Annotated in this window: 24 protein-coding genes; 15 read left to right on the forward strand and 9 right to left on the reverse strand. The window is 61.8% G+C overall.

Translation table 11 applies throughout. From position 1 onward, the window contains the following. The 6 genes from B2W22_RS24430 to B2W22_RS24455 all read right to left on the reverse strand — a co-directional run. Positions 1–617, reverse strand: a 617-nt coding sequence (locus tag B2W22_RS24430) for an amino acid ABC transporter permease (protein ID WP_286939856.1), incomplete at its 3' end; no start/stop codon positions are given. Positions 618–634: 17 nt separating this feature from the next. Further along, the gene (locus tag B2W22_RS24435; protein WP_175185516.1) at positions 635–1,417 is read right to left on the reverse strand and encodes a transporter substrate-binding domain-containing protein; all 783 of its coding nucleotides are present in this window, start codon (positions 1,415–1,417) and stop codon (positions 635–637) included. A gap of 198 nt (positions 1,418–1,615) precedes the next feature. Beyond that, the gene (locus B2W22_RS24440) at positions 1,616–2,524 is read right to left on the reverse strand and encodes a LysR family transcriptional regulator (protein ID WP_286939857.1); all 909 of its coding nucleotides are present in this window, start codon (positions 2,522–2,524) and stop codon (positions 1,616–1,618) included. Between the two features lie 203 nt (positions 2,525–2,727). Then, positions 2,728–2,991 carry a hypothetical protein gene (locus B2W22_RS24445; RefSeq protein WP_191578340.1) on the reverse strand — a complete coding sequence of 88 codons (264 nt, stop codon included), beginning with the start codon at positions 2,989–2,991 and terminating at the stop codon, positions 2,728–2,730. Between the two features lie 22 nt (positions 2,992–3,013). After that, positions 3,014–3,787, reverse strand: a complete 774-nt coding sequence (locus B2W22_RS24450; RefSeq protein ID WP_286939858.1) for an SDR family oxidoreductase — start codon at positions 3,785–3,787, stop codon at positions 3,014–3,016. Between the two features lie 199 nt (positions 3,788–3,986). Next, positions 3,987–4,952: a Bug family tripartite tricarboxylate transporter substrate binding protein gene (locus B2W22_RS24455; protein WP_286939859.1), complete on the reverse strand. Its 966-nt coding sequence runs from the start codon at positions 4,950–4,952 to the stop codon at positions 3,987–3,989. Positions 4,953–5,180: 228 nt separating this feature from the next. Here B2W22_RS24455 and B2W22_RS24460 point away from each other — a divergent pair, with 228 nt between their 5' ends. From B2W22_RS24460 to B2W22_RS24505, 10 genes are all read left to right on the forward strand, one after another. Beyond that, positions 5,181–6,374, forward strand: coding sequence for an acetylornithine transaminase (locus tag B2W22_RS24460; RefSeq protein WP_286939860.1), 1,194 nt, complete (start codon positions 5,181–5,183; stop codon positions 6,372–6,374). A 121-nt stretch (positions 6,375–6,495) separates the two neighbouring features. After that, complete coding sequence (locus B2W22_RS24465) at positions 6,496–6,822, forward strand: hypothetical protein (RefSeq protein WP_286939861.1); 327 nt, start codon at positions 6,496–6,498, stop codon at positions 6,820–6,822. 49 nt (positions 6,823–6,871) lie between these two features. Continuing rightward, entirely contained in the window at positions 6,872–7,492 is a 621-nt protein-coding gene (locus tag B2W22_RS24470) for a class I SAM-dependent DNA methyltransferase (protein WP_286939862.1), read from the forward strand. Between the two features lie 269 nt (positions 7,493–7,761). Continuing rightward, positions 7,762–8,100: a toxin gene (locus tag B2W22_RS24475; RefSeq protein ID WP_286939863.1), complete on the forward strand. Its 339-nt coding sequence runs from the start codon at positions 7,762–7,764 to the stop codon at positions 8,098–8,100. Next, entirely contained in the window at positions 8,097–8,411 is a 315-nt protein-coding gene (locus B2W22_RS24480; protein ID WP_280148288.1) for a helix-turn-helix domain-containing protein, read from the forward strand. Before B2W22_RS24475 ends, B2W22_RS24480 begins: the two co-directional genes overlap by 4 nt. Positions 8,412–8,609: 198 nt before the next feature. Beyond that, complete coding sequence (locus tag B2W22_RS24485; protein ID WP_286939865.1) at positions 8,610–9,368, forward strand: TIR domain-containing protein; 759 nt, start codon at positions 8,610–8,612, stop codon at positions 9,366–9,368. 211 nt (positions 9,369–9,579) lie between these two features. After that, entirely contained in the window at positions 9,580–10,854 is a 1,275-nt protein-coding gene (locus B2W22_RS24490) for an N-6 DNA methylase (RefSeq protein WP_286939867.1), read from the forward strand. An 807-nt stretch (positions 10,855–11,661) separates the two neighbouring features. Further along, positions 11,662–12,606: a zinc ribbon domain-containing protein gene (locus B2W22_RS24495; RefSeq protein ID WP_286939869.1), complete on the forward strand. Its 945-nt coding sequence runs from the start codon at positions 11,662–11,664 to the stop codon at positions 12,604–12,606. A 3-nt stretch (positions 12,607–12,609) separates the two neighbouring features. Beyond that, positions 12,610–13,482: a hypothetical protein gene (locus B2W22_RS24500; protein WP_286939871.1), complete on the forward strand. Its 873-nt coding sequence runs from the start codon at positions 12,610–12,612 to the stop codon at positions 13,480–13,482. Positions 13,483–14,104: 622 nt separating this feature from the next. Next, positions 14,105–14,437: a hypothetical protein gene (locus B2W22_RS24505; protein WP_286939873.1), complete on the forward strand. Its 333-nt coding sequence runs from the start codon at positions 14,105–14,107 to the stop codon at positions 14,435–14,437. A 98-nt stretch (positions 14,438–14,535) separates the two neighbouring features. Here B2W22_RS24505 and B2W22_RS24510 read toward each other — a convergent pair whose 3' ends face one another. After that, positions 14,536–15,273 carry an anti-sigma factor family protein gene (locus B2W22_RS24510; protein ID WP_286939875.1) on the reverse strand — a complete coding sequence of 246 codons (738 nt, stop codon included), beginning with the start codon at positions 15,271–15,273 and terminating at the stop codon, positions 14,536–14,538. Further along, entirely contained in the window at positions 15,270–15,785 is a 516-nt protein-coding gene (locus B2W22_RS24515) for a sigma-70 family RNA polymerase sigma factor (RefSeq protein WP_286939884.1), read from the reverse strand. The genes B2W22_RS24510 and B2W22_RS24515 overlap by 4 nt, the downstream gene beginning before the upstream one ends. A gap of 388 nt (positions 15,786–16,173) precedes the next feature. On the opposite strand from B2W22_RS24515, the gene B2W22_RS24520 reads away from it, so the two are divergent. Further along, positions 16,174–17,208, forward strand: a complete 1,035-nt coding sequence (locus tag B2W22_RS24520) for a catalase family peroxidase (RefSeq protein ID WP_286939886.1) — start codon at positions 16,174–16,176, stop codon at positions 17,206–17,208. Beyond that, positions 17,205–17,774, forward strand: a complete 570-nt coding sequence (locus tag B2W22_RS24525) for a cytochrome b (protein WP_286939877.1) — start codon at positions 17,205–17,207, stop codon at positions 17,772–17,774. The genes B2W22_RS24520 and B2W22_RS24525 overlap by 4 nt, the downstream gene beginning before the upstream one ends. Positions 17,775–17,846: 72 nt before the next feature. On the opposite strand, the gene B2W22_RS24530 is transcribed toward B2W22_RS24525, so the two are convergent. Further along, the gene (locus B2W22_RS24530) at positions 17,847–18,296 is read right to left on the reverse strand and encodes a hypothetical protein (RefSeq protein ID WP_286939878.1); all 450 of its coding nucleotides are present in this window, start codon (positions 18,294–18,296) and stop codon (positions 17,847–17,849) included. Between the two features lie 163 nt (positions 18,297–18,459). On the opposite strand from B2W22_RS24530, the gene B2W22_RS24535 reads away from it, so the two are divergent. The 3 genes from B2W22_RS24535 to B2W22_RS24545 all read left to right on the forward strand — a co-directional run bounded on the left by B2W22_RS24535 (position 18,460) and on the right by B2W22_RS24545 (position 22,629). After that, positions 18,460–18,987 carry a sigma-70 family RNA polymerase sigma factor gene (locus tag B2W22_RS24535; RefSeq protein ID WP_191576225.1) on the forward strand — a complete coding sequence of 176 codons (528 nt, stop codon included), beginning with the start codon at positions 18,460–18,462 and terminating at the stop codon, positions 18,985–18,987. Next, positions 18,977–20,029: a FecR domain-containing protein gene (locus tag B2W22_RS24540; RefSeq protein WP_286939881.1), complete on the forward strand. Its 1,053-nt coding sequence runs from the start codon at positions 18,977–18,979 to the stop codon at positions 20,027–20,029. The genes B2W22_RS24535 and B2W22_RS24540 overlap by 11 nt, the downstream gene beginning before the upstream one ends. Positions 20,030–20,142: 113 nt before the next feature. Beyond that, complete coding sequence (locus B2W22_RS24545; RefSeq protein WP_286939883.1) at positions 20,143–22,629, forward strand: TonB-dependent siderophore receptor; 2,487 nt, start codon at positions 20,143–20,145, stop codon at positions 22,627–22,629. Positions 22,630–23,279 lie beyond the last annotated feature (650 nt).

Raw genomic sequence — 23,279 nt, forward strand, 5'->3', positions numbered from 1 at the left:
CGCAGCAGCACCGCCAGCGCCAGATAGATGCCGGTCGTCACGAGATACACCTCGAACGCCCGGAAGTTGCGCGACTGAATAAAGTTCGCGGCAAACGTCAGGTCCTCGGCCGCGATCTGCGAGCACACCGCCGACCCCAGCATCACGATCACGATCTGCGACGACAGCGCCGGCCAGATCCGCATCAGCGCAGGCATCAGCACGATGTGCCGGAACACCTGTAGCCGCGACAGCGCAAGGCTCGCGCCCGCTTCATACTGCCCGCGCGGCGTGGCGTCGATGCCGGCGCGGATGATCTCGGTGCTGTAGGCGCCCAGGTTCAATGCCATCGCCAGGCACGCCGCCTGCATCTCGCCAAGCTGGATGCCCAGCGACGGCAGGCCAAAGAACACAAAAAACAGCTGGATCAGAAACGGCGTGTTCCGGATCAGCTCGACATACGCGGTGACCGGCGCGCGCAGCCACGCCGGCCCCTGCGTGCGCACCCACGCGCACGCGATGCCGATCGCCACGCCCGCCACCGCGCCGAACGCAATCAGTTCGATCGTCACGCCGATGCCCTTGAGCAGCACCGGCGTGTACTCGAACACCGAGGCGAAGTCGTACTGGTAAGCCATGACGGCCGCCGCTCAGGCTACAGATCCTTGGGCAATGCGGCGCCCAGCCATTTCTGCGAAATCGCCGACAGCGAGCCGTCCTGCTTGGCGGCCGCCAGAATGTCGTTCACGCGGGCGCGCAGCTTCGGTTCGTCCTTGTTCAGGCCGATGTAGCACGGCGAGTTCTTGATCAGGAATTTCGTTTCGGGCTTCTTGGGCGGGTTGCGCGCCAGGATCGCCGCGGCCACCACGTTGCCCGTCGCAATCATCGGCACCTGTCCCGACAGAAAGGCGGTGATCGTGCCGTTGTTGTCCTCATACCGCTTGACCGTGGCGGACTCGGGCGCAATCTTGGTCAGCTCGATGTCCTCCACCGCGCCGCGCGTCACGCCGATGGTCTTGCCGGCCAAATCCGCGGCGGACGACACCTTCAGGTCCGCCGGGCCGAACACGCCGTTGAAGAACGGCGCGTAGGCGTCAGAGAAGTCGATAGCCTTCTCGCGCTCGGCATTCTTGCCCATGCTGGAGATCACCAGATCCACCTTCTTGGTCTGCAGATATGGCACGCGGTTGGCGCTGGTGACCGGCACCAGTTCCAGCTTCACGCCCAACTGTTTGGCGATGAGCTGGGCCGTGTCGATGTCATAGCCCAGCGGCTTCATGTCCGAGCCCACCGATCCGAACGGCGGAAAGTCCTGCGGCACGGCGATCTTGATGACGCCCGCCTTGACGATATCGTCCAGCGCGTCGGCGTGCGACACAGGGGCGGCCAGCAGGGTGGCGGCGGCGCAAAGGGACAGCAACAGGGATCTGCGTTTCATGAGGAACTCTCCAGGGCCCGCACTGCCCGGCCGGGTCAATGCGTTGCACACCAAGTCGGTATACAAAGAGAGTCAAAGCAAAGTCCGTGCCACCCGTGTGTGCCGGGCGGCGACGGGCAAAGGTCGTGCAGACGCCCCGCGATGGTGCGGCGGATGCGCCGCGGGCGGGCGCGCAGGCACCGGTTTGGACGTTTGGCTTCAGGCGTCCACGTAGCCCGCCATCAACCCTTCGAACCACTCATGAAACACCGCCAGCCGCCGCGAGCGCTGGCGGCGGTGCGGATACAGCAGCGACACCGGCATGGACGCCGCGCGCGCGGCCGGCATCACCTCCACCAGCTCGCCCGCGGTCAGCAGATGCTGCACGTCGAACCGTGGAATCTGGATCAGGCCCAGCCCCGCCAGGCAGCAGGCGATATAGCTTTCAGCGTTGTTCACCACCACCCGGCTGCGTACCGGATCCTGACGCACGCCGCCATCGGGCGACACCGTTTCCCAGGGCAGTTCGCGCCCGGTCTTCGGCGACGCATAGCCCACCGCCCAATGTCCGCTGGCCAGATCTTCCGGCTGCATCGGCTCGCCGTGTTCGCGCAGGTAAGCCGGGCTGGCGCAATTGATCAGCGCAATGCTGCCCAACGGCCGCACGACCAGACTGCTGTCATGCAGCGCCCCGATGCGCACCGCGCAGTCCACGCCTTCCTGCACCAGATCGATGGCGCGGTCGGTGGAACTCAGCACCACTTGCAGCCGTGGATGCCGGCGCAGCAGGCCCGGCAACTGCGGCGCGATCAGCCGTCGCGCCACGCGGCTGGGCACGTCGATGCTCAATCGGCCGGACACCTCCCGCTCGCTGGCCTGGAACAACTGGTCGATGTCTTCCACTTCCGCCAGCAGCGGCAGCACCCGTTCCAGCAGTTGCTCGCCGTCCGCCGTCAACCGCACCTGCCGGGTCGTGCGATGCAGCAGCCGCACGCCAAGCTGGGTTTCCAGTTGCTGGATGGCGGCGGACACCGACGCGCGGGGCGCGTCCAGCGCGTGCGCCGCCTTGATGAAACTGCCCATCTCGGCAACCTGCGCAAATACGCGGTACTGGTCGAATCGGTCCATGAGCGGCCTGTGGCGATGCGGGGGGGGGGACGGTGCAACGGTAAGCGCGCGCCATCCCGATGCCGTGGGCGCGCGCAATGCATGAAAAGCATAGCCGCAATCTGGGGGCTGATCGGGATCCGATCCGGCGGTCTGATGGAGACCCGTTCCGAGAGCCTGATTGCCCGTTCGAGGGTGGCCTGCCCGGCCGGGCCCAGGCCGCGTCAGCCGCTGCGCCAGATCGCCACGGCAGCCAGCGCCGCCGGCACCAGAAACACGATCGCCAGAATCGGCAATTCCTCGCGCACGCTGTAGCCCGCGTGGGTCACGCCCACCCACATATTCACCAGCGCCACCACCAGCCAGACGGGAATGAACGCCTTGGCCGCCACCGCCAGCGCCGCCGCGTCGCCGCCCCACAGCTTGCCGAAGAGCAGAAACACGCCCAACAGCACCGCGCCGCCTCCGATCACCATCGCCATATGCATGCCGCTCTCCCTGGTCTGCCGCCTATTTGGTCGTGTAGCCGCCGTTGATAAGGATGGTCTGCCCCGTAATCCACCAACCGTCGCTGACCAGATGGCGGATGAACGGCACCACGTCCTCGATATCCGTCAGCCCCGTCTTGCTGAACGGCGACAGCGCCGCCGCGGTCTTGTGATACGCCACGGCATCATCGCCCTCGGCCGGATAGAAGAACGGCGTATCCATCGGCCCCGGCCCCACCGCCGTCACCGAAATCCCCCGCGCCCCAAACTCCTTGGCCGCCGCGCGCGTGTAATGCTCCACCGGCGCCTTCGTGCCCGCGTAGGCCGCATAGAACGGCGTGAAGGCGCCCAGCAACGACGTCACCAGCGTGCACACCTTGCCGTTGTCATTCACATGCCGGCCCGCCTCGCGCAGAAAGAAAAACGCCGTCTTGGAATTTACCGCCGTCATCTCGTCGTATTCGTCCTCGCTGATCTCGGTGAAGGGCTTCTTGAGCACCTTGCCCACCGTATTGATCGCGATATCCGGCCGGCCCACGGCCGCCACCGCATCGGCAAACAGCTTCTCCACCGCCGCCGCCGTCGTCAGGTCGCCCTGCAACGCCACGGCCTTGGCGCCCGCCGCCTGCACCGCCGCCACGGTCGCCTCGGCCTCGGCCTTCGACGCCGCACTGTTGTAATGGATCGCCACCGCGCGGGCGCCCTGCTCGGCCAGATCGCGCGCAATCAGCCCGCCCAGATTCTTCGCCCCGCCCGCAATGATCGCGACCTTGCCCTTGATCGAATGGTCCGCCATGGAAAATCTCCTTCAGGTGTCGATGGAGCTACGAGCTTAGGCAAGCGCCCGCGCCCGATAAACCACCTGAAGCTGGATGGATCATCCAGAAAAACCACCCAATCGCGGCGCGCGATCTGGGCGGTGTCCAGTAACCGGCAACAAAAAAGCCGCCCCTGATTCAGGGACGGCTTGCAGCGTCGTCAATCCAGGAACGCGCTCAATCCACCTGCGCGCCCGACTGCTTCACCGCCTTGCCCCACTTCTCGACCTCGGCCGCCATAAACGTCCCAGTCGCCTCAGGCGTCAACGGCATCGGTTCCGCGCCACGATCCCGGAAGAACTTCTGCATCTCCGGCGTATTCAACACCTGCCCGATCTGCTTGCTAAGCGCATTCGTAATCTCCGCAGGCGTGCCCTTAGGCGCCAACACCGCCGCCCAGCCGATCGCCTCAAATCCCGGATAGCCCGATTCCGCCACGGTCGGCACATTCGGCAACTGCGGCAACCGCTTGGCCGTCGTCACCGCCAGCGCCACCGCCTTCTTGCTCTGCACATGTGGCAACCCCGCCGTCACCGAGTCCACCATCAGCGGCACCTGATGTCCCAGAAAATCCGCCTGCGCCGGACCGCTGCCCTTGTACGGAATGTGGCGAATATCAATATCCGCCGCCGCCTTGAACATCTCGGCCGACAAATGCTGCGTGCCGCCAATCCCCGCGCTGGCATACGCCAGCTCACCCGGATTCGCCCGAGCCTGCGTCACCAACTGCTGCAGCGACGTAATCCCGGACGCTGGCGTCGCCAGGAACATCAGCGGCACCGAGAACACGCCCGACACCGGCGCAAAGTCCTTGGTCAGGCTGTAGTTGATGGTCTTGTACAGCGTCTGATTCACCGCCGCCGCGCTACCCGCGATCACCAGCGTGTAACCGTCCGGCGCCGCGCGCGTGGCCTGCTCCATCCCGATATTGCTGCCCGCGCCCGCACGGTTCTCCACCACGATGGGCTGCTTGACCGCCGCGCCCAGCTTCTCGGCCAGCGCGCGCGCAAAGATGTCGGTCGCCTGCCCCGGCGGGAACGGCACGATCAGGCGGATGGGACGGTCGGGAAATTCCGCGTGGGCGGGCGTCATGGCGGCGGCCAAGGCCAGGCCGGCGGCAAGACTGGAAAGAATACGTTTCATGATTGGTCAGTAAAAAGCGACGGCGGACTGCGCGCGAGGGGCGCATCGCCTGCATAAAATAGAGCGCCCGCGCTGGCAGCCCTTGTGAGGCCGGCCCGGGGCAGATCGGAGGGGTAGCGTCACGATAGCATCCCCCCGTCGGTGCTACATTTGCCTTTTCGCGCTTCCCCCCGGGGAATCCCCCGAAATTTCCCTCATCCCCTGTCCTTACATCCCGCAGGAACCGCCATGGAATTCAGCCAGTTCAACGTCGACACCCTCATGGAGATCACCTCCCGCCCGGACCTCGTGTTCGTCAGCGGCAAGGGATCCTGGCTGGAGGATCACGCGGGCAAGCGATACCTGGACTTCGTGCAGGGCTGGGCGGTGAACACCCTGGGTCATTCCGCGCCCGAAATGCAGCGCGCGCTGGTCGAACAGTCGCAAAAGCTGATGAACCCGTCGCCGGCGTTCTACAACATCCCCTCGATCGAGCTCGCCCAGCGCCTGACCGGCGCGTCCGACTTTGACCGCGTCTTCTTCGCCAACAGCGGCGGCGAAGCCAACGAAGGCGCCATCAAGCTCGCGCGCAAGTGGGGCCAGGTCAAGAAGAACGGCGCCTACAAGATCATCACCATGAACCACGGCTTCCACGGCCGCACCCTGGCCACCATGTCCGCATCGGGCAAGCCGGGCTGGGACAAGATGTTCGCCCCGCAGGTCGAAGGTTTCCCCAAGGCCGAACTGAACGACCTGGAATCCGTGCGCAAGCTGATCGACGACAAGACCGTCGCCATAATGCTGGAACCCGTCCAAGGCGAAGGCGGCGTGCTGCCCGCCACCAAGGAATTCATGCAAGGCCTGCGCAAGCTGGCCGATGAAAACCAACTGCTGCTGATCGTCGACGAAGTGCAAACCGGCATGGGCCGCACCGGCAAGATGTTCGCCTACCAGCACTTTGACGTCGTCCCCGACATCATGACGCTGGCCAAGGGCATCGGCGGCGGCGTGCCGCTGGCCGCCCTGCTGGCCCGTCAGGAAGTCAGCGTGTTCCAGCACGGCGACCAAGGCGGCACCTATAACGGCAACCCCCTGACCACCGCCGTCGGCGTCGCCGTCTTCGACGCGCTGGTCGCGCCGGGCTTCATGGACGCGGTCAACGCCCGCGCCAAGCAACTCTCCGAAGGCCTGCTGGCCATCTCGGCCAAGTACGGCATGAAGGGCGAACGCGGCATGGGTCTGCTGCGCGCGCTGGTGATGGACCGTGATGATGGTCCGGCGATTGTCGAGGCTGCGCGTAATCAGGCGCCGGAAGGTCTGCTGCTGAATGCCCCGCGTCCGAACCTGCTGCGCTTCATGCCCGCGCTGAATGTGACGGCTGGGGAAGTGGATTCGATGTTGAAGCAACTGGATGCGCTGATTGCGCAGGTGCGTAAGGCTTGATGAGGTTTAGATAGGTGTGAATGCAGGGGCCGCGATTTGCGGCCCTTGTTTTTTTGGGTTGATTGGATCGCGGTTGGGATTGGGGTTGCGGCCGCGGGTTGTGACACGTTAAGGGAATCGAATGGACGCGAAGGAATTTGTCGGCAATTGGAACGCGCTGCGGGGTGAACTGTTGGAGACGTTCATGGCGGCGGACAGCGGAAGTGCCGTCGCGGCCAAGGTGCGGGGGCTGGGGTTGTCGTCGGCGCAGCTTGAGGGTGTGCGTGGCGTTTTGGATCTGGCGCTGCGGGACACGATGTATTCGCTACTGCTCGGGTTGGATGGGGCGGCAAGTATTGGGGATAGCCAGGAGCAGTTCACCATCGCGGGTGAGGATGGGGTGGTGATTGAGGATATTGAGTCGGAGGCTTGGGAGTGCTTCCATGGGGATGCGGGCGTTTGCGGGTGATTCGCTCGCCAAGGGGCTGGGTTTTCGTCGCCGTTACGGGAGTTTGAAGATGTCCAAGTCGCCTGCTGATGACGTGGTGTCGATCTATCGGGAGCATGCCGACGCGTTTGTGCGGCTGCGTGGAACGGGACTGATTGAGCGCGCGTGGCTGGATGCGTTTCTGGCGCTGCTGCCGGGGGCGAGTCCTCGGGTGCTGGATATTGGGTGTGGGTTTGGGGTGCCGATTGCTCAGTATCTGATTGAGCGTGGGTGCCGGGTTACGGGTGTGGATACGTCGGTGCCGCTATTGAACCGGGCGAAGGCGGCGTTTCCTGGGCATCAGTGGGTTGCTGGGGATATGCGGCAGATGCCGGTCGCGGGGCCGTTTCATGGGTTGATCGCTTGGCATAGCTTTTTTCATTTATCGCCAGAGGATCAGCGGGGGATGTTTGGGGAGTTTGGGCGGCTGGCTGCGCCGGGGGCGGTGTTGATGTTTACGAGCGGGCCGGGGCTGGGCGAGGCGATTGGGGAGTTTGAAGGGAGGCAGCTGTATCACGGGAGTTTGGAGGGGGAGGAGTATCGGGCGTTGTTGGGGGGGAGTGGGTTTGAGGTGATGCGGCATGTGGTGGAGGATGCCGGGTGTGGGGGGGCGACGGTGTGGGTGGCGAAGCGGGCTGGGAATAAGGCGTGATTTGCTGGCAACGTTGCGAGGTCTGGATCGGTATCAAGCAGGGGCGTGCATCAGAAATGGACGAATTGAGCGGGCAGCGCGGTGACGTCGTCTGATATTGGGTCTACAGAATTCATCAATGAAGGGTGGCTCGCCACAATGAGCGGCTCATCGCCGCTGCCCTGAGCCAGGACGTGTATCGCAGGTTGTGTGTTGCGAGCATTCAGCCATTTCAGGCATGACGGCCAACCTCAATGCAGTTGCTATTTATACGTAACTTACGTACATTCATGAAAGCCCTGTTCATAGAATTGCCCGCGTTCTCGCGCTATCGGGCCGAGTACCTGGATGACGACGCCTTTCTCGACCTGCAACACGCAATGATGAAGCACCCCACAGCGGGTGATGTCATTGAGGGTACAGGGGGACTGCGCAAGCTGCGCCACGGCGATCCCCGCCGCGGCAAAGGTAAGCGCGGCGGTCTGAGAGTCATCTACTACTGGTGGGACGGCGGGTCGCAGTTTTGGCTGTTCACCCTGTTCGACAAGGACGAGATGAAGGATCTGTCCGCCAGAGCAAAGCAGGCGCTCAAGGGCATGCTCGAACACGCAAGGAAGATTAGGCTATGAAGAAGCGTGACTTGTACTCGGAGATTGCGGAAGGATTTGAGGCGCTAGCGGAGGCGCGGGAAGGCAAGCGGACGCTGCGCACGCATAAGGTTGAACTCAAGCCTGCGCCTGAAGTGACGGCAGAAGATTTGTTGGCGTTGCGTGAGCGGTTGAAGTTGTCGAGGCAGGTGTTTGCGCACTATCTGCGTACAAATCCTCGGACCGTGGAAAATTGGGAGCAGGGCCGCGCAAAACCAAACGCGCAGGCGGCGCTATTGATTCGCCTAGTAGAGAAGTTTCCGGATACGGTGGAGCGGTTGGCGGAAGTCTAGAAAGCGATTATTAGCCAAAGTCAGCTTTCGGCCAAGACCGGTCGTTCAACGCTTTAAGCCGAATGATCGCTTTATGACTTGGTCGAGGACATTGACGATGCACAAAGCGGCGACTGCTGCCGGCACGAGGGCACATTGAATGCGAAAGCCAGCAGCCTCAGCTAGAATCGGACGTCACAAAGCTCCAGGAATTGAAAGATGCTTGGCCAAACTCAGATCATGTTGTGTCCTGCATTCGAGCTTGGCGACGATAGCGGACAGGTTTCTCTGTTGGAGCTGCCACTGCGCCCCGGCGATTTCTTCCTGTTCGGGGACACAGTGTTTGTGATCGAGAACGACCTTGCGACGTTAGAGGTTCCCGCTCCCTTCGCTGGTCGTGTGGTTCAGATCCTTGCGAAGGTCGGCGACAAGGCGACGATCAACACACCGATTCTTGAGATTGAGCCGATGACAAATGTTTTCCGCAAAGACCTCGACTCGTACGGCCACGAGGAGGACGCAGTGCTCCAACCTGCGAACAAAGCCGTGTTCTTGGTTCATGGGCATAACGACCTGATTCGAGAAATGACAGCACGTGCTATAGAGAAGGTCGGCCTGAAAGCCATCATCTTGAGTGAGCAAGTTAATCGCAGCGACACTATCATTGAGAAACTTGAACGCTACGACAACGTCCACTTTGCAGTCGTGCTGATGACAGCAGATGACGTTGGCGGAAAGAAGTCGCCGACTCCTGCGCTCCAGGACCGCGCACGTCAGAACGTCATCCTCGAACTCGGCTACTTCATGGGCAAGATCGGTCGTAAGCAAGTCTGCGTCCTTTACGAAAAAGGCGTCGAGCTTCCGTCCGATTACTACGGCGTTGTCTACATCGAGATCGACGATCGCGGTGCTTGGCGCTACGCCCTGGGCAAAGAACTCAAGGAAGCCGGCCTGCAGGTAGACTTGAACAAGCTTTAGCCATCGGCTGGACAAGTTGACGTCTTCCACCTGCACTCGGACCAATCGTTGACCGAATTAACCGGTCACGTTCGCCGAAATACATATAGAGCAAGGTTTGAAAAGTGAGCCTACCAGATCGGTTGCACAGTCAGGCTCAATTACATACTGCCCAAACTATCCTCGACGCTGCATACCTTGCAAATTCAAAAATGAATACTAAAAAAGAAGTATGTCACTAGCTCGTGAAGTGGATCTGAGGCGGCCGAGTACGAACGCTGACGTGTGGGGACGCTATTACACGTCCTCAGAGGTCAGCCGGACTCTTGTCGATGTTATGACAGGTGTACGCCCCAAGCTCGTCCTCGAGTTGGGGGCAGGACAGGGCGCTCTCGCCAACGCGGCTCAGCGAAAGTGGAAGAGCGCTAACTTCGTGACGGTGGACACAGACTTGGCGGCAACCGCCAGTTTAGCTCGGCTGACATCGAAAGCATCCCACATTCACCACGCTTACGATGCGCTAGACGTCGAGTTGGCCGACAGGATTGGCGTTCCGCTTGGTAGCGTTGACGTTGGGCTTTGCAACCCCCCGTACGTACGTCCTCGCTGGAGGTCAAGCTTCGGCCGCATCTTGGAAGAAGCAGGGTTATCAGGGGCCCTGCAAACGGTTCACGATGCCGGCGCAGATCTATTATTCATTGCGCAAAATTTGCGACTCCTCCGTCAGCGAGGGAAGCTGGGGCTAATACTTCCCGACGGACTCATTACGGGTCAGAAGTACCGAGGAGTGCGACAAGTGCTGTTGCGCGAACATCACGTTGAACTTGTTGTGCAGCTTCCGAGGCGTGCTTTTGCTAAAACTGAGGCGCAGACGTATTTGCTTGTTTTGTCGAAATGCGGCGGAGAAACTCAACAAGTTCAGCTCAGCCAGATGAAGGAAGGGGGTGAAATCTCCGCTCCTATCTCCGTTACTGCCGATGTGGCGAAGCTCAGGCTTGACTACGCATTTCACGCCTTAAGCGCAACAATGGCTCGCCCGGGCGATAAGCGGCAGATGGGGAAGAGTGTTGGGGCCTATGTCCATGGTCTATTACGTGGAACGACGAGTTCGAGCCAGATTGACTCGTGCCCCCTGCCAGTCTTCCACCTGAGTGATTTCCCGGGGATACGCGAATCCGCAGTTGTACCAATGGTACCGGCCAAGTTTATTCAATCAGCCGGCAAGACTAAGGCCCTTCCGGATACATACAAAATCGCAAAGGCTGGCGACATCCTGATTGCTCGGATTGGCAGAAACCTGCATGAAAAAGTCTGCCTTCTACCGCGCGGAACGTGTGTTATCAGCGATTGCATCTTTGCGGTTCGCTCTGCTCCAGAACATCGCGACGCGCTTCTGACATATCTTCTCAGTAATGATGGCAAGGCAGCGCTCAAAGCTGCATCACATGGCGTGGGTGCGAAATATTTGTCTCGCTCCGACGTGCTGGGCCTTGTCCTGCCTGCCTAAGAAATCTAGGGAGTGAAATTGGCACAGAATCCAGTCCACGATAGGGACGACCTAGATGCGTCGCTTGAACAGCGCGCGGACTACATACCTACCGAAAAACTCGTTCAGGAAACGGCGACAACTAGCGAGCTCTTTGAAAGCGTTCGGAGAGCACTACTCGGCTCGGGGCTCAAGACTCTCGTCGGTCCTCGTGGGTGCGGTAAGACCCACATGATGCGATACGCTTGGCTGACATGCCAAGACGATGCCTCGAAGCCATTCGCAGTCTACGTATCGTTCAATAAGTACTATCGCCTTGAGCCGCTTCTCGTGTCTCGCGCATCTCCTCCGGACGAATTTCATGCATGGGCGCTGGGGCTTATCGTCCTGGCCACATACGAGAGCATTTCATACAAGCCAGAGCAGGCTGCCTTAGTTTCAAGCTTGGAATCGAAGGTCGGATTGTCGCGAGCAAGCCTAGAAACGCTCGTGTCGGCTCTCGAGCGGAATCAGCCCCTATCGGCTGAACAGGCGACGCTCTCTCGCGAAATTTCGGTAAGTCGAGTCCAACTTTTGCTGGACCTTGCTTGCTCGTTGACGGGGAGGAAGCGAACTGTTCTTTTGCTCGACGACGCGGCGCTTACGCTAACGCCAACGTACCTTATCGAGTTCTTGGACATTGTCAGGGCGCTGAAGTCGGCGACTATCGCACCCAAGGCATCTGTATATCCAGGAACTACTGAGTACAGCCCGCGCTTCCACGTTGGTCAAGACAGCACTGCGGTGTTTGTTTGGCTATCCGTCGAGGCGGACGAGTATCGGTCAGACATGGACCAGATTGCCCGCTGTCGTTTTCCCGACTTTGAGCAGATTCCGCCGGACGTCGTTGACCTTCTTCGCTTCGCGGCATTCGGGATCCCGCGCGCGTATCTGACGATGTTGCAGGGCTACAAAGAGCGCCCGGCCAAGACGTCTCAACAGACTCTGAATCAGGTTGTCGAAGCCCATTTAAATGCGCGTCTTGCTGAGTTTCGCTCCATTGCCAAGAAGGTTCCTAAGCTCTGCGAGCTTATCTCGGTCGGAGAAACGGTTCTGAACGGAATGGTGCGCGCGATTAAGGCGTCGAACACAGACTCGACCGTGGTGCAACTGCTGGTCGGTGTTCCGAAGGAAGACCTGACGGCAATTGTCAAGCGCATGTTTCAGTTGCTCATCGAAGCTGGCCTTATCTTTGACGCCAAGGAAGTGAAACATGGGACACCCGAGCGAATCTATCAGCGGTACATCCCGCACGGCGCGGCGCTGCTTCAGAGTCGTGCCCTGACTAGCGGAGATACCGGAGGGACACTGAAGAGCACTGCCGAGGCATTGCGTCGAAAACGGGCGAAGCATCCAGTGCGGCGAAAGCTTGAGAAATACGTAGACGATGCGAGCCTCATCCATCAGCTTGACTTTGCTCTACCTCCCTGCCCAACTTGCGCAGCCCCGCGTGTAAGTGACGAACAGCGCTTTTGTACGAACTGCGGTGCGCAACTGGTCGCGCTCTCCACGTTCGATAACTGTCTGAGTGTGCCGATCGAAGAAGTGCCAGGATTGACGCAGTGGCAGATTCAAACGATTCAAAAGGAGCTACCTCGCCTTCGGACGATTCGGGACTATTTAGCAATGCAGGACCCTGCCGCAGAACTTCGCACTGTCTACGGAATCGGGCTTAGACGCAGCGCGCGCATTGCCGACGTTCTGCACGCTTTTGTCGATGACTTCCTGTCCTGAACTATGGCTACCACTACTATTTCCGCAGACTACTCGGCCATCACGACGATAGGTATTCCTGGCACACCATGCGTCAGTACGGTTGCGCTTTTCAATTGTGCTTATGTAGAGGACTCGGTCTCCGCGATCGACGTGTTCATCGAGAATTGCAAGGAAATCAACAAGCTTTGGGCTGCTTCAGCAGCTATATCACCAGAGTTTGGGCGACTGCTTCTGCTTGGCTATGTTTCGGCAGTAGAGAGCTTTTTCAGGACTGTGCTTCGGTCCATCATCAATACGGACGCAAAGGCTCAATCGGATGCCCATAGCTATGTCGTGCCGTACGGGGCTGTCCTGTACCACAACAAAAATACCGTGGCCGAGGCTCTTCTTGAGGGCTACTCTTTCGCTAGTGAGAAAGACGTCCGATCGGCCTTCACCAAGTTCCTTGATGTCCCGAACCTACCAGAAAACATCAAGACAATGCTAATCGAGTATGAGAAGGTCTGTCAGCTCCGGCATTGCTGTGTTCATCGGTTTGGCAAGCTTGGAACTCAGAACGGCATCGTGCTGGGCCTTGAGCAGCACAGTGCTGCGTTGGAAAAACCACTGTCGCTTGACAAGCAAAAGCTGGGAGACATTGCCTCCTGGTTGATGTCATTTACCAAGGCGATGAACAACTATATGTTTCGCACCTTGCTTGAACGGAGCGTCAGCGAAAAGAACCCATATAAGCACAACTGGAACTGGTCTTACGCGAAGGATCGGGCGAGATTCGATAAGCTGTACAAGCTATTCAAAACCTCCAAGGACGCGAATCCATCTCCTGCGGCAAAGGAACTTTACGAACGGTTCAAATTGGTGAAGCAGCCTCGAGCGCAAAAGAAGTCTGACTAAGTTAGTCCACCAGCGTAGAACAGAAGCCCATTACTGAACTAAGAATCTGCGCTCTACAGAGGCACAGCATGCCAAACACCGGAGCACGCCCGAATCAAAGTATGTCGCATTGATGAAGTCTTGAGACCTTTGCCCGTGCGGCTTCTCTCGATTCTGAGGGCAAACGAAAATCCTCGTATAGCCCGGCGTTTAATGGCCTGTGTTCGTGGTCGCTGTATTTCAGACATGAAATCGCGAATGACTCATAACAGCCTCCACGGGACATCGGAGCAAGCCAATCGAACTTCCGCTTCGGGTCGGAAGCCGGCATCGGAGTTGGGCGTCGTACTGAGCTAAAACGGTCATTCTCGTGGTCTTCCAGTTAGCTCCCTGCCGTATACTCCCCCCACTACCGCAACAACGGTAGTCCGGTTTGGAAGCCGGTCAGCTGTAGGCGGGCAGCCGCCGCTAAGGCGGCTTATTTGCGTCCGCGCGTCTCTGTACGTCCCTATGGACGGGCCTTGGCGGGGGTGCGCTTGCGCACGCCGGGTCCTATAGCTCCGGTCTTCCAACCTCGACTCGTGCCCGTCCTCCCCATTTGGAAGTGGGGTGCGGGTTTGTTCGCCGCTATAGGAGATTGTCCATGACGCAGCACTCCCTTACCCAAAACCCCTGGTTCGTCGACTCCAATCCCGAACTTGGCTTGGTTCCCCTCTCCCAGCTCTATAACATCGACCGCGCCCGCTATGCCATCGCGTCGATCGCTCGCCTCGTCGGCAACAGCGCCTCCGAACCCGACGCCACCGGCGCGCAGCCGCTGGACGCATGGACTGTGGCCGCGTTGTTAGGCGGCGTGGAAGGATTGTGTGAGCACATGGGCGTCATGACTGAGGCCATGCTGGAAACCGCACGAGCGTGCGCACAAGACGCCGATTACGCCGATCCCACGCACGACGCGCCTGCGTCGATTCAATAAGGTCAAAAAAGCTCGGGCCTGCCGCAGTGTGCGACAGGCCCGAGCCTTTCGATTTCGGCGATCACGTACACCGAGCCCGGGACCTGATTTCCCAGGGGTCACGACTCACTCATCGGCGCTGTCTGACCGTGCCCATCCCCCGCCGTCACCAACGCATAGTTGTACCCCTGGCCCGACCAATACCGCGCCACCAGCTCCCCATCCCTCCGGCTCCCTTGCGCCAAAAACTGCCCCCCCGGCCCAGGCGGCCGGATATAAAACGTAGCGCGCTGCCCCTCGTTGTCGTAAATAACAAGCGCCGCCGGCCCCTGATCGGTAGCCAACAATCGCGCACCAACAGGCCTAAACCCGCTATCGCTCAAATTAGGCAACCGCTCGGCATGAGCAAAGTACTCATCCAACCACCCCTGCAAATCCCCAGCATCCGCACGCACATCCGGCTGCGGCGCATCCGCTGACGCAAACAACCGATAAGCCTGCATCGCATCCTGCATCGGCAACACCCGATTCGCCAAGGCCGTATCGCGGGCGCTCCATCCCGTGACGCCGCCAATCGCCACCGCCACAGCCAAACTAGCCGCCATCGCCATCCGCCGCCGTGTGCGAACTCTAAGTCCCGCACGCACCGCAGCAGGATCCAACGCAGGATTACCCGGCAAACCATCCCCGCCAGCCCCTTCCCGCAGTCGCTGCGCATCCCGACGCCAAGCCTCCAGCTCCTGCGCCTCATCAGGATGCGCCCGCAAATACGCCTGCAGCTCCTGCAATTGCGACGGATCCAACTGTCCGTCCACATACGCATTCCGCGTCAGATCATCAATAGAGCGTTCTTTCATTTCAGTATCCTCAGACGAGCCTCGCCGGCCTGACCCTCATGCAATTCGCGCAAGGCACTCCGCGCGCGGGACAGGCGCGACATGACGGTGCCCAGCGGTACGTCTAAAACATCGGCGACGGCCTTGTAGCTCATGCCTTCCACGCTGACGAGCCACAGCAGCGTGCGCTGCGCCTCGGGCAGGCGTTCGAAGACATCCAGGGACGATCTCGCGATGACCTCGCGTTCGGCCGACGGCGCGGCGGCGTCGGACCCGGCAAACCACGACAGCAGCCGCGTATAGCGGCGCGAGCGGCGTTGGGCGTCCAGGAATTGGCGGTACAGGATGGTGAAGAGCCACGCGCGCACGTCGCCTTGCGGACGGCGGCCGCGCCAGCGGGTGAGCGCTCTTTCCAAGGTGGATTGCACCAGGTCGTCGGCCGCGACCGCGTCGCGCGTGAGGCGCAGCGCAAAGCGCCGCAGGCGCGGCAGTAGTTGGCGCAGCACGGCGTCGGAGAGTTCTTCCGTTGGCATCTCGTCGTCAGTGGATGCCGGGGCGTCGGGCGGCACGCGGACCGGTTGAATCATGGCGGGTTCCTGGGACAGGCCTGCGTAGCCAGCTTACAGGCCAGTGCAGTAAGACGCCGCTCTGGCGGGTTTATTCCGTCGCGGAATAACTTTTTTCGCACGGCGTCCTACAGGGGTATTCATCGCCCCATGGGCAAGGAGCCTTATGCAACAAGGATCTGACCGCAACGGCCCGCCGCCGGGTCAAACGCCACCGGGAAGCCAGCCGCCTGGCCGCCTGCCGCCGAATCGCCAACCGCCAGGTGCACGGCAACCAGCTGGCCAGCCCTCGGAAGACCGGCCCCAGAAGCCCCGGCCGCTCTCCACCCCTCAAACCCTTCTTCGCCTCACCGCAATCGGCGCGATCGTCCTCGCCTCCGGCGCCGCATTCGCCTACGTAGGCGGCTGGCTCGACCCTCACCGCCTGACCCCAGACCGCGTGGTGAATGCTCTGGAAGCCAACAGCGGCGTTCACGAGGGCTTTCGCCGCAACCACGCTAAAGGCGTCTGTGTAATCGGCCGCTTCGAAAGCAGCGGCGCGGCACGCGAGTTATCCACCGCTTCGGTGTTCGCGCCGGGCAGTACGCCGGTGGTGGGACGGCTGGCCCTGCCCGGCGGCAATCCTTACGCGTCGGACTCCAGCGTCCCGATCCGCAGCTTTGCCTTGATGTTCACGTCGGCCAATGGCGAACAGTGGCGAACCGGCATGAACAGCATGCCGGTGTTTCCGCTGTCGACCCCGCAGGCGTTCTACGATCAGCAGCTTGCCGGCCGGCCCGATCCCAAAACGGGCAAGCCCGATCCGCAGCGCATGCAGGCCTTCTTCGCGGCGCATCCTGAAGCGGCGGCGTTCCTTGCGTGGGCCAAGACCGCCAAGCCTTCGGCCAGCTACGCCACCGAAGGCTATTACGGCCTGAACGCGTTCTACCTGATCGATGGAAATGGAAAGCGGCAGCCGGTGCGCTGGCAGTTGGCGCCGTTGGACGCGGCGGCGGCGCCTCTGGCGCAGCCGGGGCACGATGCGGACTATCTGCAATCCGATCTGCAACGGCGCCTGACGCAAGGACCGTTGCGCTGGCGTCTGCTGCTCACGCTGGGCCAACCCGGCGATTCCACCAGCGATGCCACGCGCCAGTGGCCCGCAGACCGGCCGACTGTCGACGCCGGCACCGTGGTGATAACCAGCAGCGCACCGCAAAGCGATGGTCCCTGTCGCGATGTGAACTACGACCCGACGGTGTTGCCGCAAGGCATTGCGGTTTCCGACGATCCGCTGCTGGCGGCGCGTTCCGCGGCATATGCGGCCTCTTATGAACGCCGCACGGGCGAAGGGCCGCCTCAAGCCGCCGCTGCGTCATCCCATTCGACTCAACCGGAGCGCGCCCAATGATCTCGTCGCCTAATCAAACCCGCCAGCCGCCCGCCACGTTCAGCCTATTCGCACGCGTGCTGCATTGGTCGATGGCGGCCGGCATACTCGCGATGCTGTTCATCGGCGTGGGTATGGTGGCGTCGGTGTCAGAGCGGCATCAGTGGCTGGTGCAGATCCATAAGCCGTTGGGCTTGGCGCTGCTGGCGCTGGTGTGCATTCGGCTGGCCAGGCGTGTGTTCAAGGGCGCGCCTGCGTTGCCGGCGGATCTGCCAGCCTGGCAACGTCACGCGGCGCTGGCCTCGCACGTCCTGCTGTACGCGCTGATGTTCGCGATGCCGCTGATCGGCTGGGCGATGCTGTCGGCGGGCGGCTATCCGGTCGTAGCGGCCGGTTGGCAGTTGCCACCCATTGCGCCTGCGGATGCGGCGCTGTTCAGTGGGCTGCGGGGCGCGCATCGCTATCTGGCCTTCCTGCTGTTCGCGACGGTGCTGCTGCATCTGGCCGCGGCGTTGTTTCATGGCTGGGTGCGGCGGGATGGCGTGCTGGAAGCGATGACGCGGGGGCGTCCGGTGTCATCGCGCTAACGTGAGGAATGGGGCCATGTGAGGCATCCTCCATGGCCCATGCGATCGAAGCGCAAAGGGGGTGACACGAATTCAATTCGGCTTCCACGTCACGCCATCCTTTGTCCGATACTTCGGCGTTCCCGTGCAACATCCGCCAGCCCCAAGCGCCTGCCGCCCGATGAACGCCGTCACGCCGCCCTTCTCTTCCGTTAGCGATTGACTCAAGCATGACGTCGGCAAGGGATAGAAATCGCCTTCCAGCACCAGCGTCCAGCTCACGTTCTCGCCTTCGGCTGGATCTACCCGATACACCTTGCAGTTGTGCGCAAGCAGATGGATAGGCTTTCCCGCGAGCACACCCTTGAACTGATGTTCAGCTGGCGCTTCACGTGTAGCGATGGTTTCAGCGGTGAGCTTCGACCCAGCCGGCGGTGGCGGCAGCGAGGGTTCGCATGCGGCAAGCAGGCTGGTCGCGCTTAGCGTCATGGCGACGCGGCGGGCGGAATGCTTCAGCGATGGTGTCGTTTTCTTGGTGGCCATACTCGCTCCTTGGGCGACATCTTAGGCCTCAAATATCAAACTCACGCCAGACCGACGGCCGCAAAGCGAAGAACCCATCCCGAAGCCCCCCGCATCATCCAATCCGACCCATTCCGCCTTCGCCCCTATAATGGGAACCATTCCCATTAACAAAGCCCGTCCGATGTCCGCCAAGCCCAGCGCCAGTCCCGACGCCGGTATCTCGACGATTTACCGTGACCACCATTCCTGGCTGCATGGCTGGCTGCGCCTGAAGCTTGGCGACGCGCATCGCGCGGCGGATCTGGCGCAGGACACGTTTGTCCGCCTGCTCTCGGCCAATTCTTCCACCCAAACCGAAACCGCCCTGCGCGAACCGCGCGCTTACTTGCGCACCATCGCCAACCGCCTTCTGGTCGACCATTGGCGCCGCCAGGAAATCGAGCGCAACTATCTGGCGGTGTTGCAGACGTATCCCCAACAACATTGGCCGTCCGAAGAGTCGCGGCTGCTGATCCTGGAGTCGTTGGAGCAGATCGCGCAGATGCTGGGCCGGTTGAAGCCCGAGGTGCGCGAGGTGTTCCTACTGGCGCAGATGGAAGGCCATACCTGCCCGCAGATCGCGCGGCAGGTGGGCAAGTCGGTGGCGACGGTGGAGCGCTATCTGGCGCAGGCCCTGCAACACTGCTATCGCCTGGTCTATGAGTGCTGATCGCGTGGCGTCGGCCAAGCCCGGCGCGGGTGCGGAAGCCACTACAAACGGCGCGGGCGATGCGGCGGTGCTGGACGCCGCCATCCGTTGGCGCATCAAGCTGCAATACAACACGGCGGACGCGTCGGCGTGGCGGGCGTTCGATGTGTGGCTAGGCGCTAGCCCCGCGCATGCGCTCGTCTGGGAGCGGTTGCAGGCGCTCAGCGCGCGTTTGCAGCGACCCGCAGTGGACATGCCGCCGGAAGCCGCGGCCCGGATTCTTCGGCAAACGGGAACGGCGCAGGCGCTGCGTTCGCGGCGCAAGGCGTTGATGTCGCTGGGCGTGCTGGCCGCCGGTGGTTGGATGGCGTGGCAGGCGCGCGATGCGCAGCTGGTTGAGCATGCGCTGGCGGATGTGGCCACGTCGCGCGGCGAGCGGCGGCGGGTCGTGTTGCCGGACGGCGGCACGCTGGTGCTGAACACGGATACGGCGGTCAACATCCATTATGGCGATCAAGCGCGCAGGATCACGTTGCTGGCCGGCGAGGTCTATCTGATCTCCGGCAGCGACCCGCTGTCGCGTCCGCTGTTTGTAGAGACGCGCGATGGTCAGGCGCGGGCGTTGGGGACGCGCTATCGGGTGCGTCAGTGGGACGAGGCCAGCGAGGTGTCGGTGGATGAAGGCATGGTTGCCATGCTGCCGCGCGATGGCGGCGATGAGGCCGCGAAAACACTGCAGGCAGGCGAATCCGCGCGGATGACGCGTCAGAACGTATTCAGTGCGGGGCCAACCGATACCCGCGTGACGGATGGCGGCGCCTGGGTCGAAGGTGCGCTGTCAGTGCGGGACATGCCGCTCGCCGCATTCCTGCAGGAACTGTCGCGCTATCACGGCGCAATTGAATGCGACCCCGCCGTGGCGCGGCTTAGCGTATCCGGCGTGTTCCAGCTGGACGACACGCACAAGGTGTTGGCGCTGCTGCGCCAGATCCTGCCGATCGAACCGCAATCCGGCCGCTTGTGGTGGGGCGGACGCGTGACGCGGGTGCGGGCGCGCGCGTGATGGACAACGCCAGGAAAAAAATATTTGAGGGGATCGGCGAATTCGTTCGTCATACCGCTTGAAGCAGTGCGCACTGCCCAAGATGGACCGACCCTCATTGGAGTAACCCTTTCGTGAAGACCTACCGACACCCGGCCGCCACGGCGCCGGGCGCCCGGGCTTGCTTGCGCGCCTGCCCCACCCCTTCCCTTGCCGTTCTGCTGCCGCTGGCGGCGGCGCTCGGTCTGGCCGCGTTGTCCGCCAGCCCGACGACTGCGCGCGCCCAGACGGCGCCTGCCGTGAACGCACCCGCTGCCGCGGCGCGCGCCTATGCGATCGCGCCGGGACCGTTGAACGACACGCTGGCGGAATTCGCCCGCCAGGCCGGGATTTCGCTGGCGTACTCGTCCGCGCAGTTGAACGGCGCGCGTAGCGCGGGTCTGAATGGCCAGTATGGCGTGGCCGACGGTCTGCGCGCGTTGCTGTCGGGCACGGGCTATCGCGCCGTCAATGTGGAGGGCGGCATCCGCATCGAGGCCGAGCCGCAGTCCGCGGCCAGCACGCTGGCGCCGGTGCTGGTGACGGGCGTCTTCAATGCGACCACCGAGAACACGAACTCCTACGCGGCCAGGGCGGCGACCATCGGCAAGACGGAAGAGGCGCTCAAGGACATTCCGCAGTCGGTCACGGTGATCACGCGCCGGCGCATGGACGACCAGAACCTGTCGACCATCAGCGAAGTGCTGGAGAACACGACGGGCGTGACGATCAGCGAAGTGGCCGACGGCGGCCGCAACTTCTATTCGCGCGGTTTCAAGATCACGAACATCCAGTACGACGGCGTGCCGCTGTCGCGCAGCTTCTACGCGGTGGGCAACAGTTTCACGGGCAGCACGGCGTATCTGGATCGCGTCGAAGTGCTGCGGGGCGCGCAAGGCCTGATGGAAGGCGCGGGCCAGCCGGGCGGATCGGTCAACCTGGTGCGCAAGCGGCCTACGGCCGAGACGCAGGTGCTGATGGAAGCGCGTGCCGGTTCGTGGGATCACGTGGGCGGCATGCTGGATGCGGGCGGCGCGCTGAACGCGGACGGCAGTCTGCGGGCGCGTGCGGTGCTGGACTACGACACCAAGGGTTCGTTCATCGACGTGGTGAAGGAACGCAACACCAACCTGTACTTTGCGCTGGACTACGACGTGTCGCCGCGCACGACGGTGGGCGCGGGTGTGCTGGTGTCGCGGGTGCGGGCCACGCCCTTCTTTGGCGGCCTGCCGCGCTACAGCGACGGTCGTTCGCTGGACCTGAAGCGTTCAACGTTTCTGGGCGCGGACTGGAACCAATGGGACCGTGACGAGACGCAGGTCTTCGCCGATCTGACGCATCGCTTCAACAGCGACTGGCGATTGAACATTGCGGGCACCTACGTGAAGGAAAGCAGCCTGACGTCGGCACTGGATGCGACGGGGGCGGTGGACCCGATGACGTTGATGGGACCGATGCGCAATGCCTGGAACTACGACAAGTCCGCCGAGCACTTTGGCTTTGATGCCAATGTGAACGGCCGCTTCACGACGTGGGGCATGGCGCAGGACCTGACGGTGGGCGTGAGCATGTCGCGCCTGAAGTCCAGCGATCGGATCGAGTACGCGTCGAACTACCTGCCGCTGGATGTCTTCAATCCGGATCCGCATGTGCCCAAGCCCGAGAGCTTTCCGGATTCGCAGCGGCTGTCCCGCTATGACCCGCACGTGCAGAAAGGGATCTATGCGCAGTTGCGCAGCAGCCTGACGGACGACCTGACGCTGGTCTCCGGCGGTCGATTCAGTTGGTTTGAAAGCCGCTACACGACGCAGGCCGCAACGTGGAGCGACGTGAGCACCGCGAAAGCCAGCGCGGAGTTCACGCCGTTCCTGGGCTTGGTCTACGCGCTGACGCCGCAGTGGTCGGCCTATGCCAGCTATGCGGATATCTTCGAGCCGCAAACCGCCACCACGCTGGACGGCAGCGTCCTCAAGCCGATCGTGGGCGCCAACTATGAGGTGGGCATCAAGGGCGAGTTGATGGACGGCAGGCTGAACACGTCGTTCGCCGTCTACCGCATCGACCAGAAGAATCGCGCGGTGCAGGATTACGAGGTCGGACCGGTCTGCAATGGCGGCTATTGCTCGCGGGCGGCGGGCAAGGTGCGCAGCCAGGGCTTCGAGGCCGAGATGAGCGGCGAACTGGCGCCGGGCCTGCAAGTGGCCGCGGGCTATACGTTCAACAGCAACAAGTATCTGAGCGACCCCGAGCGTGAAGGCCAGACCTTCAGCGAGGAAACGCCGCGGCATATGCTGCGCGTGTGGAGCGAATACCGTCTGCCGGGGGACCTGAATCGGTTGAGCCTCGGTGCAGGCGTCAATTGGCAGAGCGCGTTGACCAACACGATCTCAAATGTGCGGCGTCCGTCCTACAGCGTCTGGAACGCGCGCGTCGCGTACGACCTGACCTCGCATTGGACTGCTGCGGTAAACGTGAACAACCTGTTCGACAAGGTCTACTACGAGTACCCGGGCTATCTGGAGAACCGCAACAACTACGGCGCGCCGCGCAGCGTGCTGCTGACGCTGCGGGGAAGGTTCTGACGCGTTCTTGACGCAATTGAAAACGGCCTGCCGGATGTCTCGGCGGGCATTTCTCTCAAGGTGTCTGACAGCCTGGCGAGATTCGCATCATACCCAGAGCATCTCCCAAGGGTGTCAGAAGTCGCCTGCCGCAGGGCCGACATCAATCATCATTTAAACCCCATTGCCCGAAGGGCGGCGCGTAAAGGTCGGCGCGATTCGTCTGAGCGCGGATGACCGGGCCAACATTGGCTCACCCGGGCCAAAGTTGGCCCGATTTTTTTTGTTTGTTTTCAAACCGTTGAAGAATCTCGAGCCACAAATGGCCCGAACTTTCGGTGAAAAAAACACTTTCGCTGCTTTTGCGCCGTTGAGATCGCCATGTTTGGCGGTGAAGCACGCGTAAGCAGTTGATAAGAAAGAACAACGGAAAAGACGCTTCCAAGTTGGCACAACGTTTGCATTGAGGCGATAGGTCATCACCACCGACTATTGCCACACTGCGCCAAGCAAAGGAACTTATGAGCGTGAGCACGACCTTGAGTTGGGCGATCCGCCATGCTGTCCCCAATCCTACGGGCACATGCAACGCCTGCGAACGCACTGGCCTGCCAATCCTTCCGTTGCGAACGGCCTACGCGCCTAAGCCCACCGCGACATCAAAGCGGCCG

The organism is Achromobacter sp. UBA4530 (genome assembly GCF_002388205.1).
Taxonomy (GTDB): Bacteria; Pseudomonadota; Gammaproteobacteria; order Burkholderiales; family Burkholderiaceae_B; genus Achromobacter; species Achromobacter animicus.

What these genes read in the sequence shown, in the direction of transcription:
- B2W22_RS24435 (WP_175185516.1), bottom strand. Translation starts at nt 1,417, where the DNA reads ATGAAACGCAGATCCCTGTTGCTGTCCCTTTGCGCCGCCGCCACCCTG.
- B2W22_RS24440 (WP_286939857.1), bottom strand. Translation starts at nt 2,524, where the DNA reads ATGGACCGATTCGACCAGTACCGCGTATTTGCGCAGGTTGCCGAGATG.
- B2W22_RS24445 (WP_191578340.1), bottom strand. Translation starts at nt 2,991, where the DNA reads ATGCATATGGCGATGGTGATCGGAGGCGGCGCGGTGCTGTTGGGCGTG.
- B2W22_RS24450 (WP_286939858.1), bottom strand. Translation starts at nt 3,787, where the DNA reads ATGGCGGACCATTCGATCAAGGGCAAGGTCGCGATCATTGCGGGCGGG.
- B2W22_RS24455 (WP_286939859.1), bottom strand. Translation starts at nt 4,952, where the DNA reads ATGAAACGTATTCTTTCCAGTCTTGCCGCCGGCCTGGCCTTGGCCGCC.
- B2W22_RS24460 (WP_286939860.1), top strand. Translation starts at nt 5,181, where the DNA reads ATGGAATTCAGCCAGTTCAACGTCGACACCCTCATGGAGATCACCTCC.
- B2W22_RS24465 (WP_286939861.1), top strand. Translation starts at nt 6,496, where the DNA reads ATGGACGCGAAGGAATTTGTCGGCAATTGGAACGCGCTGCGGGGTGAA.
- B2W22_RS24470 (WP_286939862.1), top strand. Translation starts at nt 6,872, where the DNA reads ATGTCCAAGTCGCCTGCTGATGACGTGGTGTCGATCTATCGGGAGCAT.
- B2W22_RS24475 (WP_286939863.1), top strand. Translation starts at nt 7,762, where the DNA reads ATGAAAGCCCTGTTCATAGAATTGCCCGCGTTCTCGCGCTATCGGGCC.
- B2W22_RS24480 (WP_280148288.1), top strand. Translation starts at nt 8,097, where the DNA reads ATGAAGAAGCGTGACTTGTACTCGGAGATTGCGGAAGGATTTGAGGCG.
- B2W22_RS24485 (WP_286939865.1), top strand. Translation starts at nt 8,610, where the DNA reads ATGCTTGGCCAAACTCAGATCATGTTGTGTCCTGCATTCGAGCTTGGC.
- B2W22_RS24490 (WP_286939867.1), top strand. Translation starts at nt 9,580, where the DNA reads ATGTCACTAGCTCGTGAAGTGGATCTGAGGCGGCCGAGTACGAACGCT.
- B2W22_RS24495 (WP_286939869.1), top strand. Translation starts at nt 11,662, where the DNA reads ATGGACCAGATTGCCCGCTGTCGTTTTCCCGACTTTGAGCAGATTCCG.
- B2W22_RS24500 (WP_286939871.1), top strand. Translation starts at nt 12,610, where the DNA reads ATGGCTACCACTACTATTTCCGCAGACTACTCGGCCATCACGACGATA.
- B2W22_RS24505 (WP_286939873.1), top strand. Translation starts at nt 14,105, where the DNA reads ATGACGCAGCACTCCCTTACCCAAAACCCCTGGTTCGTCGACTCCAAT.
- B2W22_RS24510 (WP_286939875.1), bottom strand. Translation starts at nt 15,273, where the DNA reads ATGAAAGAACGCTCTATTGATGATCTGACGCGGAATGCGTATGTGGAC.
- B2W22_RS24515 (WP_286939884.1), bottom strand. Translation starts at nt 15,785, where the DNA reads ATGCCAACGGAAGAACTCTCCGACGCCGTGCTGCGCCAACTACTGCCG.
- B2W22_RS24525 (WP_286939877.1), top strand. Translation starts at nt 17,205, where the DNA reads ATGATCTCGTCGCCTAATCAAACCCGCCAGCCGCCCGCCACGTTCAGC.
- B2W22_RS24530 (WP_286939878.1), bottom strand. Translation starts at nt 18,296, where the DNA reads ATGGCCACCAAGAAAACGACACCATCGCTGAAGCATTCCGCCCGCCGC.
- B2W22_RS24535 (WP_191576225.1), top strand. Translation starts at nt 18,460, where the DNA reads ATGTCCGCCAAGCCCAGCGCCAGTCCCGACGCCGGTATCTCGACGATT.
- B2W22_RS24540 (WP_286939881.1), top strand. Translation starts at nt 18,977, where the DNA reads ATGAGTGCTGATCGCGTGGCGTCGGCCAAGCCCGGCGCGGGTGCGGAA.